This window comes from Armatimonas sp. (genome assembly GCF_964826245.1).
In genome coordinates, this window is record NZ_CBAYMC010000078.1 from 1 (window position 1) to 16,511 (window position 16,511).

At 57.5% G+C, this 16,511-nt stretch carries 16 protein-coding genes and 1 pseudogene; 16 read left to right on the top strand and 1 reads right to left on the bottom strand.

Annotated features, from left to right (window positions below; translation table 11 throughout):
* The 13 genes and pseudogenes from AC1XOS_RS09535 to AC1XOS_RS09595 all read left to right on the top strand — a co-directional run.
* Window positions 1–498 (top strand): PqqD family protein (locus AC1XOS_RS09535; RefSeq protein WP_481961986.1); only part of this gene is annotated, 498 nt, incomplete at its 5' end.
* On the top strand, window positions 495–1,130 hold the full coding sequence (locus tag AC1XOS_RS09540) for an ABC transporter permease (RefSeq protein ID WP_481961987.1): 636 nt from the start codon (window positions 495–497) through the stop codon (window positions 1,128–1,130). The genes AC1XOS_RS09535 and AC1XOS_RS09540, both read left to right, overlap by 4 nt.
* 11 nt (window positions 1,131–1,141) lie before the next feature.
* The gene (locus AC1XOS_RS09545; RefSeq protein WP_481961988.1) at window positions 1,142–2,263 is read left to right on the top strand and encodes an acyltransferase family protein; all 1,122 of its coding nucleotides are present in this window, start codon (window positions 1,142–1,144) and stop codon (window positions 2,261–2,263) included.
* A complete protein-coding gene (locus AC1XOS_RS09550) occupies window positions 2,260–3,015 on the top strand; it encodes an ABC transporter ATP-binding protein (RefSeq protein ID WP_481961989.1) in 756 nt (251 codons plus the stop codon). Before AC1XOS_RS09545 ends, AC1XOS_RS09550 begins: the two co-directional genes overlap by 4 nt.
* A 6-nt stretch (window positions 3,016–3,021) precedes the next feature.
* Entirely contained in the window at window positions 3,022–4,461 is a 1,440-nt protein-coding gene (locus tag AC1XOS_RS09555) for a M28 family peptidase (protein WP_481961990.1), read from the top strand.
* 86 nt (window positions 4,462–4,547) lie between these two features.
* Window positions 4,548–5,303, top strand: coding sequence for a glycoside hydrolase family 16 protein (locus AC1XOS_RS09560; RefSeq protein ID WP_481961991.1), 756 nt, complete (start codon window positions 4,548–4,550; stop codon window positions 5,301–5,303).
* On the top strand, window positions 5,300–6,355 hold the full coding sequence (locus AC1XOS_RS09565; protein ID WP_481961992.1) for a methionine synthase: 1,056 nt from the start codon (window positions 5,300–5,302) through the stop codon (window positions 6,353–6,355). Before AC1XOS_RS09560 ends, AC1XOS_RS09565 begins: the two co-directional genes overlap by 4 nt.
* A gap of 5 nt (window positions 6,356–6,360) precedes the next feature.
* On the top strand, window positions 6,361–6,918 hold the full coding sequence (locus AC1XOS_RS09570; protein WP_481961993.1) for a Uma2 family endonuclease: 558 nt from the start codon (window positions 6,361–6,363) through the stop codon (window positions 6,916–6,918).
* A pseudogene (locus AC1XOS_RS09575) lies at window positions 6,915–7,613 on the top strand (pseudouridine synthase); the annotation flags it as partial. The gene AC1XOS_RS09570 and the pseudogene AC1XOS_RS09575, both read left to right, overlap by 4 nt.
* Window positions 7,614–7,653: 40 nt before the next feature.
* Entirely contained in the window at window positions 7,654–8,025 is a 372-nt protein-coding gene (locus AC1XOS_RS09580) for a cyclic-di-AMP receptor (RefSeq protein ID WP_481961994.1), read from the top strand.
* 1 nt (window position 8,026) lies between these two features.
* Window positions 8,027–9,901, top strand: a complete 1,875-nt coding sequence (locus AC1XOS_RS09585) for a hypothetical protein (RefSeq protein WP_481961995.1) — start codon at window positions 8,027–8,029, stop codon at window positions 9,899–9,901.
* Window positions 9,898–10,485 carry a uracil-DNA glycosylase family protein gene (locus AC1XOS_RS09590; protein WP_481961996.1) on the top strand — a complete coding sequence of 196 codons (588 nt, stop codon included), beginning with the start codon at window positions 9,898–9,900 and terminating at the stop codon, window positions 10,483–10,485. The genes AC1XOS_RS09585 and AC1XOS_RS09590 overlap by 4 nt, the downstream gene beginning before the upstream one ends.
* Window positions 10,475–11,497 carry a glycoside hydrolase family 76 protein gene (locus AC1XOS_RS09595; RefSeq protein WP_481961997.1) on the top strand — a complete coding sequence of 341 codons (1,023 nt, stop codon included), beginning with the start codon at window positions 10,475–10,477 and terminating at the stop codon, window positions 11,495–11,497. Before AC1XOS_RS09590 ends, AC1XOS_RS09595 begins: the two co-directional genes overlap by 11 nt.
* Here AC1XOS_RS09595 and AC1XOS_RS09600 read toward each other — a convergent pair.
* Entirely contained in the window at window positions 11,476–12,369 is an 894-nt protein-coding gene (locus AC1XOS_RS09600) for a LysR family transcriptional regulator (protein WP_481961998.1), read from the bottom strand. The two genes, AC1XOS_RS09595 and AC1XOS_RS09600, sit on opposite strands and share 22 nt — an antisense overlap.
* A gap of 148 nt (window positions 12,370–12,517) precedes the next feature.
* Here AC1XOS_RS09600 and acnA point away from each other — a divergent pair, with 148 nt between their 5' ends.
* The 3 genes from acnA to AC1XOS_RS09615 form a co-directional block, all read left to right on the top strand.
* Window positions 12,518–15,193, top strand: coding sequence for an aconitate hydratase AcnA (acnA, locus tag AC1XOS_RS09605; RefSeq protein WP_481961999.1), 2,676 nt, complete (start codon window positions 12,518–12,520; stop codon window positions 15,191–15,193).
* Between the two features lie 635 nt (window positions 15,194–15,828).
* Entirely contained in the window at window positions 15,829–16,206 is a 378-nt protein-coding gene (locus AC1XOS_RS09610) for a hypothetical protein (protein ID WP_481962000.1), read from the top strand.
* A partial coding sequence (locus tag AC1XOS_RS09615) for an HNH endonuclease (protein WP_481962001.1) occupies window positions 16,206–16,511 on the top strand: 306 nt, incomplete at its 3' end. The genes AC1XOS_RS09610 and AC1XOS_RS09615, both read left to right, overlap by 1 nt.

Here is a 16,511-nt window from a genome sequence, read left to right on the forward strand (position 1 = left end):
CCAGAGCCTTCGTCCGTTTCGCGCCACCGACCCCTTGGAAGCGCTGGTGAGCCGGGTGAGGTGCCACGGATGAACAGCATGATCGCGCAGCTCCGCGCCGCCGTCGAGGGAAAGAAGAACCGACCAAGTCGGGGCCAAGTATTGGCATCACGGCCCGTTCGTCATCCCAAGATTCTCTGGTCGCGCGAAGTGGCACGGGAAGAGGGCTTGCCGGAGCTTGTGCTGGTGCGTATCCCCCGTCGGCAAGACCGCTGGGGGAACTTCGTGGCTCGGTGCTTCAAGCTCCCCGACCACAAAAAGATTGAGCTCGACCAGATTGGCTCCGATGTGTGGGAGCTCTGTGATGGCACTCATAGCGTGGATAAAATCGCACGGCGGATCAGTGAGAGCTACAAGCTCAATAAGCGTCAGGCCGAGACCTCGGTGACCGCCTACTTGAAGATGCTAGCAGCCCGTCGGCTAATCGGCATTCAAACGGGAACGACAAAGAAAAAATGAGCAACAGTACAGAAATGAGCAAGAGCGGCGTCAAGAAAGGCGTTCAGCTTCCTTTCAAGAAAGCCTTTGAGTTCGCGCTCAACACGATCAAGATTCGCTTCTGGCGCTCGATGATCACAGCAGGTGGAGTATTTCTAGGAATCGCGTTTCTTGCCTCGGTGCTCACCAGCAAGGCCGTTGCGGGAGCCAATGCATCGGCGGATGAAGTGGCGCGGAGCAACTGGCTGGTCGGACTCTCGCTCCTGGTTTGCGCGGTTGGAATTACCAACGCGATGCTCATGAGCGTGACGGAGCGTTTCCGTGAGATTGGAACCATGAAGTGTCTCGGGGCGCTGGAGCAGTTTATCGTCAAGATTTTCCTGATTGAGGCCGCGCTGATGGGGGCAATAGCCTCTAGCCTAGGCTATCTTGTTGGGACACTTTTAATGATTGTCACGAAGTACTTCTCGTTTAACCCTAAGACCGCCTTTCACGGTGAAACATGGTCTGGTTCCTTTACGGGTGCAGCATTTGGTACAAATTTAGTATTCTGTATCGTCCTTGGGATTGCGCTAACTATGGTTGCAACCCTTTTTCCTGCCATTAACGCCTCACGTATCCCCCCCGCCGCTGCGCTGCGAAGCGACGTTTAGAGACCTACTGAATGACGAAAACAACCGAGATTCAGCCAGGACAAAACTATCTAGAATACCTAGATGGCCTACGTGCGGTTGCGGCACTTTGGGTGATGCTTTATCATGCCTATCTCATTTTACTTGGATTCCCAGATATTCCTTGGTATCTAGGCTTTGTTGATTGGATCCGACATGGACATTTCGCAGTTGGGCTTTTCATTGTCATCTCAGGTTTTTGCTTAACCATTCCTATCACAAAAAAGAAGAAAATGTATCCCGAAGCAAAAATGTTTTATCTCCGTCGGGCTATTCGCATCTTACCACCTCTCTATATCACACTAATCATAGCAATAACATCTCAGTTTGCATACCAAATATTATCTAAAAATTATCAAAAGCCAGACATAGCGGCAATTATATTTTCCATATTTCTAGTTCAGGACATATTTCCAAATCATTCCTATCCTGCGCAATGGCTATGGACTGTCAATTTAGAATTTAGACTATATTTAGTCTTCCCACTTATCATTCACTTTCTACTCATAAGGGGCCCCTATATCGTAGCACTTGCAGGACTAGTCGCAGGAGGTATTCTGACTGCATTTTGTGCATTTTATGCATCATATAAATCATGGGAATTGTGCAGTCCCTGGTATTTATTCTTATTTACCTTAGGTATTTATTCTTGCTGGGTATCTCACAAACCTAAAATCAGTTCAATTGAAGAAAATTCTCATTATATATCTATATTCACATTTATAATACTAATTATTTTATGCAAGCTGATACCTATCTCAAGCAAACTGGGTGTCATTTTGCTGCCATTCAGCGATAGCCTCTTAGGTATAGCTACGGCATATGGACTAATTGCAATATCAAGGAATAAATCAAGCATATTTCGTCGATTACTAACCACTAGACCACTTACAATCCTAGGAAAAATTTCATTTTCTTTATATTTAGTTCATTTATTTTTCATTTACTGTTTTCAAATAGCGTATAGACACCAGTATATAACTAATAATAAATATGTAGCCTTTATCATTTCTATATTTGGATGCTTGATACTAGCATTTATTTTTTTTAAAACTGTGGAAGAACCTTTCATCAGTTTATTGAGCAAATTAAAGAGTAGGACGGTTCAAGAATGAGCAACGAAAAAAGCACTGGAAGCAACAAGATCGAGTACGTCGTTCGCGCCAAAGACCTGACCAAAGAGTTCGTGATGGGTAACGAGACAACTCGTGCTCTGAAAGGCATCTCTCTGGACATCAAGCGCGGGGAGTATATCTCCATTATTGGGCCGTCGGGTTCGGGTAAGTCGACGTTCTTTAACATGATCGGCGGACTCGATAAGCCCAACTCAGGGACGGTGTTTATCAACGATGTGGACATGGCACAGCTCGATGCCAATGAGCTGGCGTTTCTTCGCTGCCACACGATCGGGTATATCTTCCAGACCTTTAACTTAATTCCTGTGATGACGGCGCTAGAGAACGTGATGCTCCCAACCGTCTTTGCGGGTAAGCCCAGCGATGAAGGCACCGCCCGGGCGATGGAGCTACTCGATACCGTCGGCCTCGGTCATCGCTACCACCATAAGCCAGGCCAGCTCTCGGGAGGTCAGCAGCAGCGTGTGGCGATTGCACGTGCTCTTGCCAATAATCCCGCGATTGTCCTCGCCGATGAGCCCACCGGAAACCTTGATCAGAACACAGGAACAGAGATTATCGCGCTTCTTCGCCAGCTCAACCAAGAACACAACGTGACGATTATCACCGCCACCCACGACCCGAAGATGATTCGCGTCTCGGACCGCGCCGTGATTATCCGCGATGGGCTTGTCGACAAGATTCAGACCCGCGCCGATATCGAATCAGAATTTACAGATGATGGACACTAAATAAACATGTTATTTCTACCCCTTCCCGCGCTTATTGCCCCAGCACAGCTTGCCCCCAAACCAGCCGATCTGCATGGCGCTCGCCTCATCGGCGATAAAGTGATCACGGCAGAGAACCTGCGCGGCTACCTGACTTTTATTGCCTCCGATGCTCTCCAAGGCCGTGATACGCCCTCGCAGGGGCTCGATGTCGCAGCGGAGTTTCTTGCCTTTCACCTGAAAAAATGGGGACTCAAGCCCGGTGGAGACAAAGGCACGTTCTTTCAGAAAATCCCCATGATCAAGATGGGCTTTGATGAGACGAAGTCCAGCCTGACGATTGCAGAGACTGCCGTTAAGTTCGGGGAGAGCTTTGCGATTGAGCGGGGCAATGGCAGCGCCACCGGGGACCTTGTGAGCATTACCGATGACCTTGGCTCGGCCGATGTCAAAGGGAAAATCGTGCTGCTGGGCCCCGAAGTCCGTGATACGGTACTCCCCAAAGTGCTTGAGGCGGGTGCGGTAGCCGTCCTGCGTACCTCGACTAACCAGAGCTGGTGGCGACGAAACGCGGTTCAGGCAAGCCGCAGGGCAGGTTGGCGCATGGAGCGCACCCCGACTCCTGAGCCACCCACCGCCGTCCCTGTGGTGATGTTGAGCCCGGAAGCAAGCGCACAAGCACTGCTGAGTGTCGGTAAGAGTGTCTCCGTGACCGTCCAGGCCAAGATCGAGCGCATCTATACCCAAAATGTTGTGGCGATTGCGGAAGGCTCCGACCCGAAGCTCAAGAGTGAGTTTGTGGCCGTGGGAGCCCACTACGACCATGTGGGAACCGGCGGACGCGGCACGGACACGATCTTCAACGGAGCGGACGACGATGGCTCGGGGACAGTGGCGATCCTCTCCATGGCCGAGGCAGCCGTGCAAGCGCGGCCCAAGCGCTCGCTACTTTTTGTCTGGCACGCAGGCGAGGAAAAAGGGCTCCAGGGCTCGTCGTACTTTGTCGACACCCCGACCGTCCCGATTGGACAGATCGTCGCGCAGCTCAATATTGACATGATTGGTCGCAGCAAGCCCGCAGGCGACACAAAACCCGCGAATAAGGATCTCTCGGGACCAAACTCCATCTATGTCATTGGCACCACCATGATGAGCACCGAGCTGGGCAAGCTGATTCACGAGACCAACGCCAAGTACCTCAAGCTCGACTACGATCCCAAGTACGATGCGCCCGACGATCCGAACCGTTTTTTTTACCGCAGCGACCACTTTAACTACGCCAAAAAAGGCATCCCAATCTGCTTCTGGTTTGACGGCGTCCATGAAGACTACCACCAAGTGGGCGATGAAGTGAGCAAGATTGACTTCAATAAGATGGAGAAGATCACGCGAACGGTCTTTCTAACCGCGATCAATATCGGAAACCTCCCCCAGCGCCCCAAAGTGGACAAGCCACTCAATCGGTAGAGTGCCAGCCCCCCCACCCCCCGCCGGGCGGGGGAGACAAGAGGAATTCCTTATATTTCCCCCATGCATGGGGGTCAGGGGGTAGGATGTACAAGCTAGTCTGGGCCGAGGAGTTTAACCAACCCGGCCCGCCCGATCCAAAGAACTGGAAGTTTGAGCACGGCTTTGTCCGCAACGAGGAGCACCAGTTCTATCAAGAGGCCAATGCCTGGTGCGAAAAAGGTAACTTGATTATTGAAGCGCGGCGGGAGCGGGTGAAAAATCCGGCGTTTAAGCCTGGCAGCAAGAGCTGGCGGGAGAGCCGTGAGTTCGCCGAGATTACCTCGTCGAGCCTGAGCACGTCGGGGCTTCAGAGCTGGCAGTACGGGCGCTTTGAGATGCGGGCCAAGATTGACACCCAGCTCGGGCTCTGGCCTGCGTTCTGGACTTTAGGCGTCGAGGGTGAGTGGCCCAGCAATGGCGAGATAGACATCATGGAGTTCTATCGTGGAGATCTGCTCGCCAATGTCGCTTGGGGAACCAAGCAGCGCTGGAATGCAAAGTGGGATAGCACTAAGACGCCGCTAGAGTCGCTCGGTAAAGACTGGACAAAGAAGTTTCATACATGGCGGATGGACTGGGACGAGACGGCTATCGAGCTTTCCGTAGATGGAAGGCTGTTAAACCGCACCGAGCTGGCAACCGCCACCAATCCCGATGGCAAGTGCCCGTTTAAACAGCCGCACTATATCTTAGTCAATCTTTCCGTAGGTGGTCAAAACGGGGGCGATTTCTCCAAAACCGTGTTCCCGACGCGCTATGAAATCGACTACATTCGGGTGTATCAGAAAAACGGAATATGAAAACAACACCTCTTCGCACCACGGTTATTGGTAGCTACCCGTTTCCAGGCTGGCTGGAGTTTGCCGCCGCCAACCTAGACAAATTTGGCCCCGACGATCTCGCGGAGCTTCAGGAAGATGCGGTGATCGCTGCGCTCCATGACCAAACTGCCGCGGGGCTAGACGTGATCACCGACGGTGAGCAGACGCGCCTTGATTTCAATCTAAGTTTCTACGGCTATATCCAGGGTATCGAGCTGGAGAGTGCGCCACCTCGTCACTTTGGCCCGCCTGCCCATGACCAGCGCGGCAAGCACCCGATTGTGGCGGCACTGACGGCTCCCAAGGGACTCGGGGCAGTGGATGAGTTCAAGCGGTTGCAGCGCTTAGCTCTCCCCCGCCGGGCGGGGGCTGGGGGGGGCGCAACTCTGAAAGCCTCGGTGCCGGGGCCGTACACGCTCTCGGGGCGGCTACTTCCCGGCGAGATTTATTCGGATCGCTGGGCGATTACGGAGGCGCTCTTGCCACTGGTGCAGACGGAGCTGGTTGCCTTGGTGGAGGCGGGGTGTACGGAGATCACGGTAGACGAGCCCTCGATGAGCTGCTATGCCCATAAAGAAGACCCGGAGCGCTTTGTCGAGATCTTCAATCGCACGGTCGCGCCGATTGTGGGCAAGTGCCATCTCTCCACCCATCTCTGCTTTGGCAACTACAAGGCCCGCGCCGTGGGGCCGCGCCAGTACGCTCCGATGTTTCCCGCGTTTCTAGGATTTTCCGCCGATGAGATCCATGTCGAGATGGCCAGCCGTGAGTTCGCGGAGCTGGAGATTCTGACGCAGATCGCCGAGGCCGGGAAGATCGCGGCGGTGGGGATTGTGGATGTGAAGAGCTACTACATCGAGACGCCCGAGGATATTGCGAGCCGCGTGCGGCGGTGCTTAGGGTTTGCTCCGGCGGAGCAGCTCGCCTTTGCTCCCGACTGTGGCCTCTCTCAAACCGCACGCTGGGCAGCGAAGAAGAAGCTTGCGAGTATGGTTGCTGGTGTGGAAATCGTCCGTAACGCGATACGATAGGGTCTATGGAAACACTTGCCCCTCCTCGTCGCCTTCCGCTGACGCGTGCCCAGGTGCGCTTGCTGGTGGACGGTGGCCTCGTGGTTCCGGGCACCTCGGAGTACATCCACGGAGACTTACTGGAGAAGATGCCACAGAACCCTCGCCATGTCCATGCTACCAAACGAGTTCGCCGGTCACTAGAAGCGGTGTTTGGTTGGGAGTATGTGGGCTCACAGTCGCCGATACGGGTCAGCCAGGACAGCGATCCTGAGCCCGATGTTTTTGTCCTCACACAACCCACGGAAGGCTTTAGCGATACACCCACCGCCTCAGACTGCGCTCTGGTAGTTGAGGTCTCGGATGCAACGCTGAGCTGGGACAAAAACGAGAAACTCAAACTCTATGCAGCCGCAAGCATTCCCGAGTACTGGATTGTGGACGTTGTCAACCGGCGGCTGATTGTCCACAGAGCGCCGCAAGGGGAAGACTATCTGGACATACACACCTACTCGGCGGTGGAATCCGTTTCGTCACTTGCCCACCCCAACTCCTCTCTTCCAATAATCGAGCTATTACCATGAGTGAAATCCCCCCCTCCACTATTCGTCTTCAGAAAGCCATCTCGGATGCAGGCGTTGCGTCGCGCCGCCGGGCGGAGGAGCTGATCGCGGGTCGCCGTGTGACCGTGGACGGCGTGGTGGTGACAGAGCAGGGTGTTCAGGTAGATCCCACGACCCAGAAGATCACGGTGGACGGTAAGGCACTACCCGTGCAAGGCAAGCGGCGCTATGTCGCGCTCCACAAGCCGCCGGGCTATGTCTGCACAATGAGCGACCGCCATGCGAAACTAAAAGTGACCGATCTTGTGACGATGCCTGGTGTCACTCTCAAGCCTGCGGGACGCCTGGACGCGGACTCTGAGGGCCTGATACTGCTCTCCGACGACGGCGATTTTATCTACAAAGTGACACACCCCAGCATGAGCCTGGGCAAGACGTATCATGTCACCGTGGAAGGCTCCCCGGAATCGGACACGCTCAACCGGCTGGCACGTGGGCTCACCCTCGAAGGGGAGACGCGGCGCACGGCGAAGGCACAGGTCACGAAGCTCGGCAAGTCGAGTAAGGGCTACACGCGGCTCGAAATGGTGATCCACGAGGGCCGCAAGCGCCAGATTCGCCGCATGCTCGATACGGTCGGGCACCCGGTTGTGCGCCTTATTCGAGTACAAGTTGGGCCTGTTCTGCTGGGAATCCTCACTCCGGGGCAGTGGCGCGAGCTAACACGCTGGGAAATTGAGGCAATCATGGCGTATAATGGCCCCGACGTCGCCGTCACGGAGGAGGGTTCTAAACCAAGTGAAACTAGTCATCGCAGTCGTCCACGACCGGGACCGGGGAAAGATCAGCGAAAGTCTGCTCAGGAACGGGTTCAAGTTTACAAAGATCGGATCAACGGGGGGCTTCCTTCGGGAGGGGAACATAACGTTGTTGATTGGGGCCGACGACAAGGACGTGGAAAGAGTTCTGGGCCTGATCAACGAGGCTAGCAAGAGTCGCAAGCAGTATGTCAATGTCCTGCCGCCCGACGCGGGACCCGTAGGAACCTTTATCCCCTCCCCCGTCGAGGTTGAAGTGGGTGGGGCCATTGCGTGGGTCGTAGATGTCGAGCGCTTCGAGAGATTTTAACATGATGGCAGTCGAGGTAGTTGGGGCAAGTGTGACGCCCCATGTTTCGGCCAAGACACTGAAGTTTTTCCGGCCCGCCGTTCCCTCAGCAGGTGCTCTCGTGCGCCTGATCGTCCGTGGCAGCTCCCCTTTTCGTCGCTCTGAGCTGCTCATTGAGGGCGAGAACCCGGCAGAGCGCATCGCCAGTAGCGCGTGGGGCTGGTGCGACTTCCCCCACGATGCTCCCGATGCCAGTGTTGCCGTCGCGCCGGGCCAGCTCACGGTTCTTACCTTTAACGCGCTCCAAGCCCTGCCCGAGTCTGTGATGCTCCAGTGGGATGAAGACAAGCCTGGAGTCAAAGTAGCGCTCAAGGCTACCGAGGTAAGTATCGCTGCTGCGACGTTTCTGGGTGAGAGCGTCCAACCTGACCGTCTCGTTCTCCACTTAGAAAACAAAGGAAATTCCAAAGCCACGGTTGAGTCTGTGCGCCTCTGGCTCCCCCCCGATCCGAAGCTACCCAATCGCTTTGCTGCGACGCCAGCGCTTGCGCCCAGTGTCCGAAATGTCCCCGCCCAAGACTTTATCGCCCTCACGCTAGAGACCGGCAAGCTCCCGCTTACCTACTGCCTGATTGAGGTCAAGCTGAGCACGGGCTCACTCTGGGCGCACCAGCGCATCAAGCGTGAGGCGTTTGATCTCTCCGGCGGCTGGGTTGGCGAAAAATACCTCACCGAGGAGCCGTATCTACGAGCACTGAAGAGTGTCCATATCAATGCGGCACATATCCCGCTTGTGCCCGGCTACTCCGATACAGGTCTGAGTGAAAAGTATCCACTCAAGCACTTCCACGGCTGCCAGCCCGTCGCAAGCTACGACAACGAGCGCGTGCTTCCCCGAGTCCATGCCGTTGAGTTTCTAGGGGAGCCACAGTACGGCGGACGAAAAGGCCCGACACCACCACAAGAGGTCTGGGGAAAGCTCGCACCGTTTGCTACCAGCCGCCTCGCCACGACGGTCACCTGGAGCGACCCACGAGGCTGGTGCCGGTACGCGGGAATCTCGGACTTTCCTCACTACGATGCCTACCGGGTCTGTGCCCCCGCCACGGACTCCTGGCGCAGCTACGAGTGGCCCGGCGGCGTAAAAATCTCCTGGGGCGCACCGCTCGAGACCATTGGTGAGCTGTGCCGGAGCCTGCGTGAGTGCTACAAGCCTGCGCCTACTGCCTACTGGTCGCAAGGCCCCCACGACGACTGGAAGGGCTGGCGTCCCCGTGGTGCGCCCACGCCCGATGAGCTGCGCCTGCAAGCCTACCACGCCCTCGCGAGCCGTATCACCAGCCTCTACTGGTTCAATCTCAAGCCCATTTCCTGGGTGCTGTTTCCCGACACCTTCGCCGAGATGCAGCGCATCGGCAGGGAGATTCGCCTGCTTGAGAGCTACTACCTGGAAGGCGCGGCAACGCACTTTGCAGCTACCAAGGACAAGTGGGAGCTCTCCGTGATCGCCGCGCCCCGCGGCGCGGTCTGTCTTGCTTGCGACAACGCCTACACGCCAGACGTCGAGAAGAAAGTGTTTGTCTTTGGTGCGCCTCGTACCAGCACGTTTAACTTCCCGCTCCCCGACTACCTTAAAAAGCCAGCCGAGGTTGTCCGGGTAGATGCCGATGGAGCGGTGCCCGTGCGCTGGCGAGCCACCAAGACCGGAATCGAGATCAAGGACACCCAGAGCAGAGTGGCAGTCTATATCACCTCAGCGCAGAAAGGCCTTGCCGAGCGCCTGGAGCAGCGACGGCAAGTGCTTATCACCGAAGAGGCTCGCTTTGATTTTAATCCGGGCTCCCGTGAGAGTGACCGAGAAGCTCTCCGCCAGATTTCGGAGAAAAAGCCAGGATGACCCTGCCGACTCTTCAGCAGGAGATTCGTGGTTGCCAGAAGTGCGTTACAGCGGGCTTTCTCCCGAGTGCCAATCCGCTGGTACTGGGTCAGCCTGGTGCGGAGATTTTTCTCATCGGGCAAGCTCCCTCGCGCACGGACAACGAGTCGGGGCGGTTTTATGAAGGACCAGCGGGGCGTAAGCTGCGTGGCTGGTTTCTGGAGGCGGGCTTTGAGGAGTCAGATTTCGGGACACGCATCTACGCCGCCGCGATCACCAAGTGCTTTCCGGGGCGCAATCCGGGTAGCTCGAAAGATCGGGTGCCCTCGCCTGCCGAGCAAAAACTCTGCCGCACCTGGCTAGATGCCGAGCTAGCGCTGGTTCAGCCATGCGCTGTCGTGCTTTTTGGCGGCCTCGCCATCAAGACTTTCTTGTCAAAAGCGCCCCTCGAGGAGCTGATCGGCCAAGTGTTTGAGAAAGAAGACGGGCGACTCTACCTGCCGCTTCCGCACTCCTCCGGGGCAAGCACTTGGCTCAACTCCACACACAACCAAACGCTGCTTGCCGATGCGCTGGTGCAGCTCAGAAAACTTCATGCAATCTAAGCTCTGGCGTGAGCGTGCCGTCGCCACCACGAATTACTGTTTGGATCGCTTCTGGGACGAGCGGGCGAGGAAGTTTCGTCCCACCACGCCCCCCAATCCCAAGGTGCTCCCCTGGGAGTTCATGTGGGGCAATGGGATCGCGTTCTCGATGTTAGCCGGTGCGGGCGATACCCCAAAAATGGGTGCGTTCTTCGAGGGACTCCAAGGCTACTGGGATACCAATGCTCCGATCCCCGGCTACGATGCCTATCTCTCGTCGCCGGGGAGCTCCGACAAGTACTACGACGACAACGCGTGGATGGTGCTGACTTTCGTTGAGGCCTATGAGAAGACCGGGGAGCGAAAGTATCTCCTGCGTGCCGTCGAGGCACTGCGCTTTGTGCTCTCCGGCTGGGACGAAAAACTCGGCGGCGGCATCTACTGGCGTGAGGATCATAAAAGCAAGAACACCTGCTCTAACGGCCCTAGTGCCATGGCCGCGCTTGCCGTGGCAAGACATCTCAACGCAAACTACTACGTCGGCTGGGCGAAGCGCATCGTCGCCTGGACCAACGCCAAGCTTCAAGACAGTGATGGTCTCTTTCTCGATAATTGCGATCTCAAGGGCAAGCTCGAGCGCACCAAGTGGACCTACAACGCCGCGCTCATGCTCCGCTCGAATCTGGCTATCTGGAAAGCCACCGGCGAAAAAAACTACCTCACCGAAGCCAACCGCATCGCGCTGGCGTGTGAGAAAGAGTTTGTCGAGCCTAGCACCAAAGCTTTCCGCGACGAAGCCAACTTCTCGCACTTGCTGGTCGAGGCATTTCTGGAGCTGCACCGTGAAACCAACGCACCCTATCTGCGCGCCCGCGCCGAAGCCTGCGGCAGCTTCGCCTGGAACACCCTCCGCGACCCGAAAGACGGTGGCCATTTCACGCGCTGGCGCATCGAGCCCAATCGTCAGCAACCCCGAAAATTACTCATGGACAACGCATCCGTTGCACGGCTCTACTGGTTGCTTGTCGCCTGAATAAAGGCTAGCAGCGGTGCGGTCTGGTGCTTGTCCCGGCGGCGTAGGACGACGATATGGCGCTCGGGGAGGGGGATACCGGTGAGGGTGAGGGCGACTAAGCGTCCTGCCGCGACTTCGGTGGCGATGGCGACGCGGGGTAGGAGCGAGACGCCTAGGCCGGCCTCGACCATGCGCTTGATCGCCTCGACGGAGTCCAGCTCCATCGTGACGCTGGCGGCGACGCCTGCATCGGCGAGGACGTGCTCGGCATAGGTGCGGAGGTTGGTTCCTGCGGTCATGGCTAAGAGCGGCTCGCCGGTAAGCTCAGTGACGGTTGCGGTGGCTTGGGTGGCTAGCTTGTGTCCGGGTGGAACCGCCAGCACGGTCTCGTAGATGCCCAGTGACTCGGAAACAAGAACCCCCTCCTGCTCCGCAGGCTCCCCCTCGGTCGTCACCAGCCCAATGTCTACCACGCCACTGAGCACCAGCTCCCGCACCCGCGCTGAGAGTCCGGTTCGTAGAGACAGCTCGATTCCAGGGTGCTCCTGCCGAAACTGCGTGAGTAAGGGCGGGAGCACATAGGTCGCCAGCGTGCTCGCCGCGCCAATGGCGATGCGTCCAACACGCCCCGCCGCCAGCTCCTCTAAGGCATCCTGCGCTTCATCCGTGAGGCGCAGGATATGCTCGGCGTAGCCAAGAAGTGTCTCCCCTGCCCCCGTGAGCTGGATGCTCTTGCCCAGCCGGTCAAAGAGTAGCGCTCCCAGCTCCGCCTCCAACGCCGCGATCTGGCGCGTAACGGCAGGTTGCGTCAGGTGCAACTCCCCCGCCGCCCGCGTAAAACTCGTCCGACGGGCGACGGTCACAAAGGCTTCAAGTTGACGTAGTTCCATGCGTAAATCACATCTATTCTATAAAATCAATTCATTGGGAGCATAACACGAAACCAGGTACAATACAACGTAAGAAAAGCAAAATCAGGGGGCTTTAGCCTCCTTGCTGAACCAGTGGGCCCATTTGTGCGCCCTAGAAAGAAAATCAATGTTTGATGTGATTCGTGAGTTTACCTACGCCGGGGGAAAAACCGGCAAGTATTGCTCGTTGCCGGAGCTGGAAAAACTTGGAATCGGGCCTGTGTCAACGCTGCCGGTCTCGATCCGAATTGTGCTGGAGTCGGTGCTGCGCAACTGCGATGGCGTGCGCGTGGCCGATGCCGATGTCAAGACTCTGGCGAACTGGGCAGCGACCGGTGAGCGCACGGCGGAGATTCCCTTTGTGGTTGCTCGCGTCGTGCTTCAGGACTTTACGGGCGTACCACTCCTGGTTGACCTGGCCGCGATGCGCGATGCCGCCGCCAAGCTGGGCAAGAACCCGAAGATCATCGAGCCACTGGTGCCGGTTGACCTGGTGGTGGACCACTCCATTCAAGTGGACGTGAGCGAGAGTGGCGATGCGCTTCAGAAGAATATGGAGATTGAGTTTGCCCGCAACGAGCAGCGCTACCAGTTCCTGAAGTGGGGCATGCAGGCGTTTGATACGTTCTCCGTTGTGCCTCCCGGAATCGGGATTGTCCATCAGGTGAACTTGGAGTATCTGGCCAAGGGTGTTTTAGTGGACGGCGAGGGCGTCTTCTACCCCGACACGCTGGTGGGCACGGACTCGCACACGACCATGATCAACGGCCTTGGTATTGTCGGCTGGGGCGTTGGGGGGATCGAGGCCGAGGCGGGAATGCTGGGTCAGCCAGTCTACTTCCTGACTCCCGATGTCGTTGGTGTGACGCTCACCGGCGAGCTCACTCCAGGCGTCACGGCGACGGACTTGGTTCTGACGCTCACGGAGATGCTGCGTGCGGCGAAAGTGGTTGGCAAGTTTGTGGAGTTCCACGGCGAGGGCGCGGCGTCGCTTAGCCTCACCGACCGTGCGACTATCGCGAACATGGCGCCTGAGTACGGCGCGACCATGGGCTTCTTCCCCGTGGACGAGGAGTCCTGCCGGTATTTGACGAACACGGGCCGCACGGAGGACCAAGTCGATGCGTTCCGCCAGTACTTCAAGGCGCAGGGGCTCTTTGGGATGCCCGCCGCCGGTGCACTGGAGTACAGCCAGCTCCTGACGCTCGACCTCAGCACGGTTGTCCCCAGTGTCGCCGGGCCGAAGCGTCCCCAGGACCGCATCGCGCTGACCGATGTGAAAGAGAAGTTCGGCGAGCTGGTCGCGGCCAACACCAAGTTCCAGATTCTGCCTATGGCCGGAAGCCCGGTATCGGATCGCAAGCTCGAAACCGAGACGTTAAGTGATGGCGATGTGGTGATCGCCGCGATCACGAGCTGCACCAATACGTCCAACCCGAGTGTCATGCTGGCGGCGGGCCTGGTGGCGAAGAAGGCGGTGGAGAAGGGCCTGACCGTCCGCGAGACCGTGAAGACGTCGCTTGGGCCGGGCTCACGCGTCGTGACGGACTACTTGACCAAGACGGGCCTACAAGAGTATCTCGACACGCTGGGCTTCCAGACGGTGGGCTACGGCTGCACGACCTGTATCGGCAACTCCGGCCCCCTAGACGCTTCCATCGAGAAGACGATTGTCGAGAACAACCTGACCGTGGCTGCCGTGCTCTCGGGGAACCGCAACTTCGAGGCGCGTGTGCACCAGAACGTCAAGGCGAACTTCCTGATGTCTCCCCCACTCGTGGTCGCCTACGCGCTCGCGGGCTCGGTGAGCATTGACCTGACCACGGCCCCGATTGGCACAGGCAGTGATGGCAGCCCCGTCTACCTCAAGGACATCTGGCCGACTCCGCAAGAAGTCGCCGCGCTGATCGGCTCCGCGGAAGATCCCGCCGTGTTCCAGAAGCTCTACGCAGGCTTTGCGGAGCAGAACCCGCTCTGGCAGGAGATTAGCTCCAGCACGGGCGATCTCTACGCCTGGGACGAGAACTCGACCTACATCCAGCACCCGCCCTACTTTGAGAACTTCGGGCCGGATGCCGGTGTCGCCGCCGATGTGATTGGCGCCCGCCCCCTCGCGATTCTCGGCGACTCGGTGACCACCGACCATATCTCCCCCGCCGGTGCGATCAAGGCCAGCTCCCCTGCGGGGCGCTACCTGGTGGAGCATGGCGTGGAAGCCGCCGACTTCAATAGCTACGGCTCGCGCCGTGGCAACGACCGGGTGATGGTGCGCGGCACGTTCGCCAACGTCCGCATCAAGAACCAGATGGTGCCCGGTGTGGAGGGCGGCATCACGAAGATCAATGGCGCGGGTGAGCCCGTGGCGATCTACGATGCGGCGATGGAGTACAAGGCCGCGGGCGTCCCGCTGGTGATTCTGGCGGGTCAGGAGTACGGCACGGGCTCCAGCCGCGACTGGGCGGCGAAGGGCACGGCGCTCCAGGGTGTCAAGGCCGTGATCGCGCAGAGCTTCGAGCGCATCCACCGCAGCAACCTGGTGGGAATGGGCGTCCTCCCCTGCCAGTTCCCCGACGGTGTCAGCGCCGCAACGCTGGGCCTTGATGGCACAGAAACCTTCGATCTGACGGGTGTGGCTGGGGGAATCACCCCGCGCATGGGCCTGACCCTGACGATCACCAAGGCCGATGGCACGACAATCGAGCAGCCCGTCACGCTGCGGATCGATACGCCCATCGAGGTGGAGTACTACCTCCACGGCGGGATTCTACCTTACGTCCTGCGCCAATTGGTGGCTAGGGCGTAATGTTCGGGGCATAGGGCGTCGTTTCACGGTCGGGCGTCATCACGAGTCCGGGCGGATAAATCGGCCCACCGGGTACCCAATGGGTGGTCGGCAAGAAGGCTAAAGCCCTCTTCGGTTCCTTAGGATCGAAGAGGGTTTTTCTGTTACACTATGCGATGCAACGACAACAGGAGACTACCCAACAACAAATCCCCCGGCGATCTGTTGGGGAGATACTCGTTGCCTTACTACTAATGCTCTGGGGAGCCATTTGGGGAACACTTTGCGCAGTTGATTTTTTTGGCCTCCAAAGGGATTCACCTTACTTTCAGATATACGTCTTAATAATCATGCTGGTTACCGCAAGCGTGAGCACATTCGCTGGTGGGCTTTTCTCACTTTTGCGTTACCGGCGAATTGCTTTCTATTTTTTGATGCTCGCTTCATTTTGTATTTGCATCGCTGGCCTGTGCGAGTTCTGGTTATTAGGTGGGATTCACTTCGGACTGTGGATACTACTTCCCATAGTTGGAATACTAGCGACAGCTTCTGTCGTGTTCTTCCTAGGTCGCTGGATAGATCGTCAGGGAGAACTTGGTACATAGCATGCGTCTGTCCAAGTCCTTTGCAGGGGAATAGCGCGATATAATTTCCCCATGACCATCACGCTCGATAAACCCACTCAACGGCGTCTGGAGGCTCTGGCGAAGAAGCAGAACCGACCGACTGAGGAAGTCGCGGCCTCGCTCATGGCGGCGGCACTTTTCAAGGAGCCTGCTGTAGATCGAGAAAGTACGCTGCTCAGGCTGATCTCCGAAGGGCTCCCCGAGAGTTTCTGGAGCCGCAAGGCAGTGCTGGATACAAAAGCCGAGGCAGGGACACTCACACCTGATGAGCATATCGAGCGCCTTGCGTATCTCACGGAAATGGAGCGCTGGCAAGTGGCACGGTTGGAGGCAGTGGTCGAACTAGCGCAGCTTCGAGAGGAAACGCCCCAGACGGTCATGCAGAAACTGGGCATTCTCCCGGTCTGATGCGGCTCACGGTAGACCAACACGCCGAGGTGCGGCGGCGAGCAAACCGACTCTGTGAGTACTGCGGCAGGCCGGACTGGTTCTCCCCCGATCCGTTTGCGATTGATCACATCTATCCCGCCAGTCGGGGCGGCTCCGATGGGCTGGAAAACCGGGCCTATTGTTGTGGCGGCTGCAATGGTGCAAAGTATGACTGTATCGAAGCCCCCGACCCGACGACTGGGCAACCAGCTCCCCTCTTTCATCCGCGTCAGGATAGCTGGGAAGATCACTTTACCTGGAACGCAGACCAGACAGAGATGATC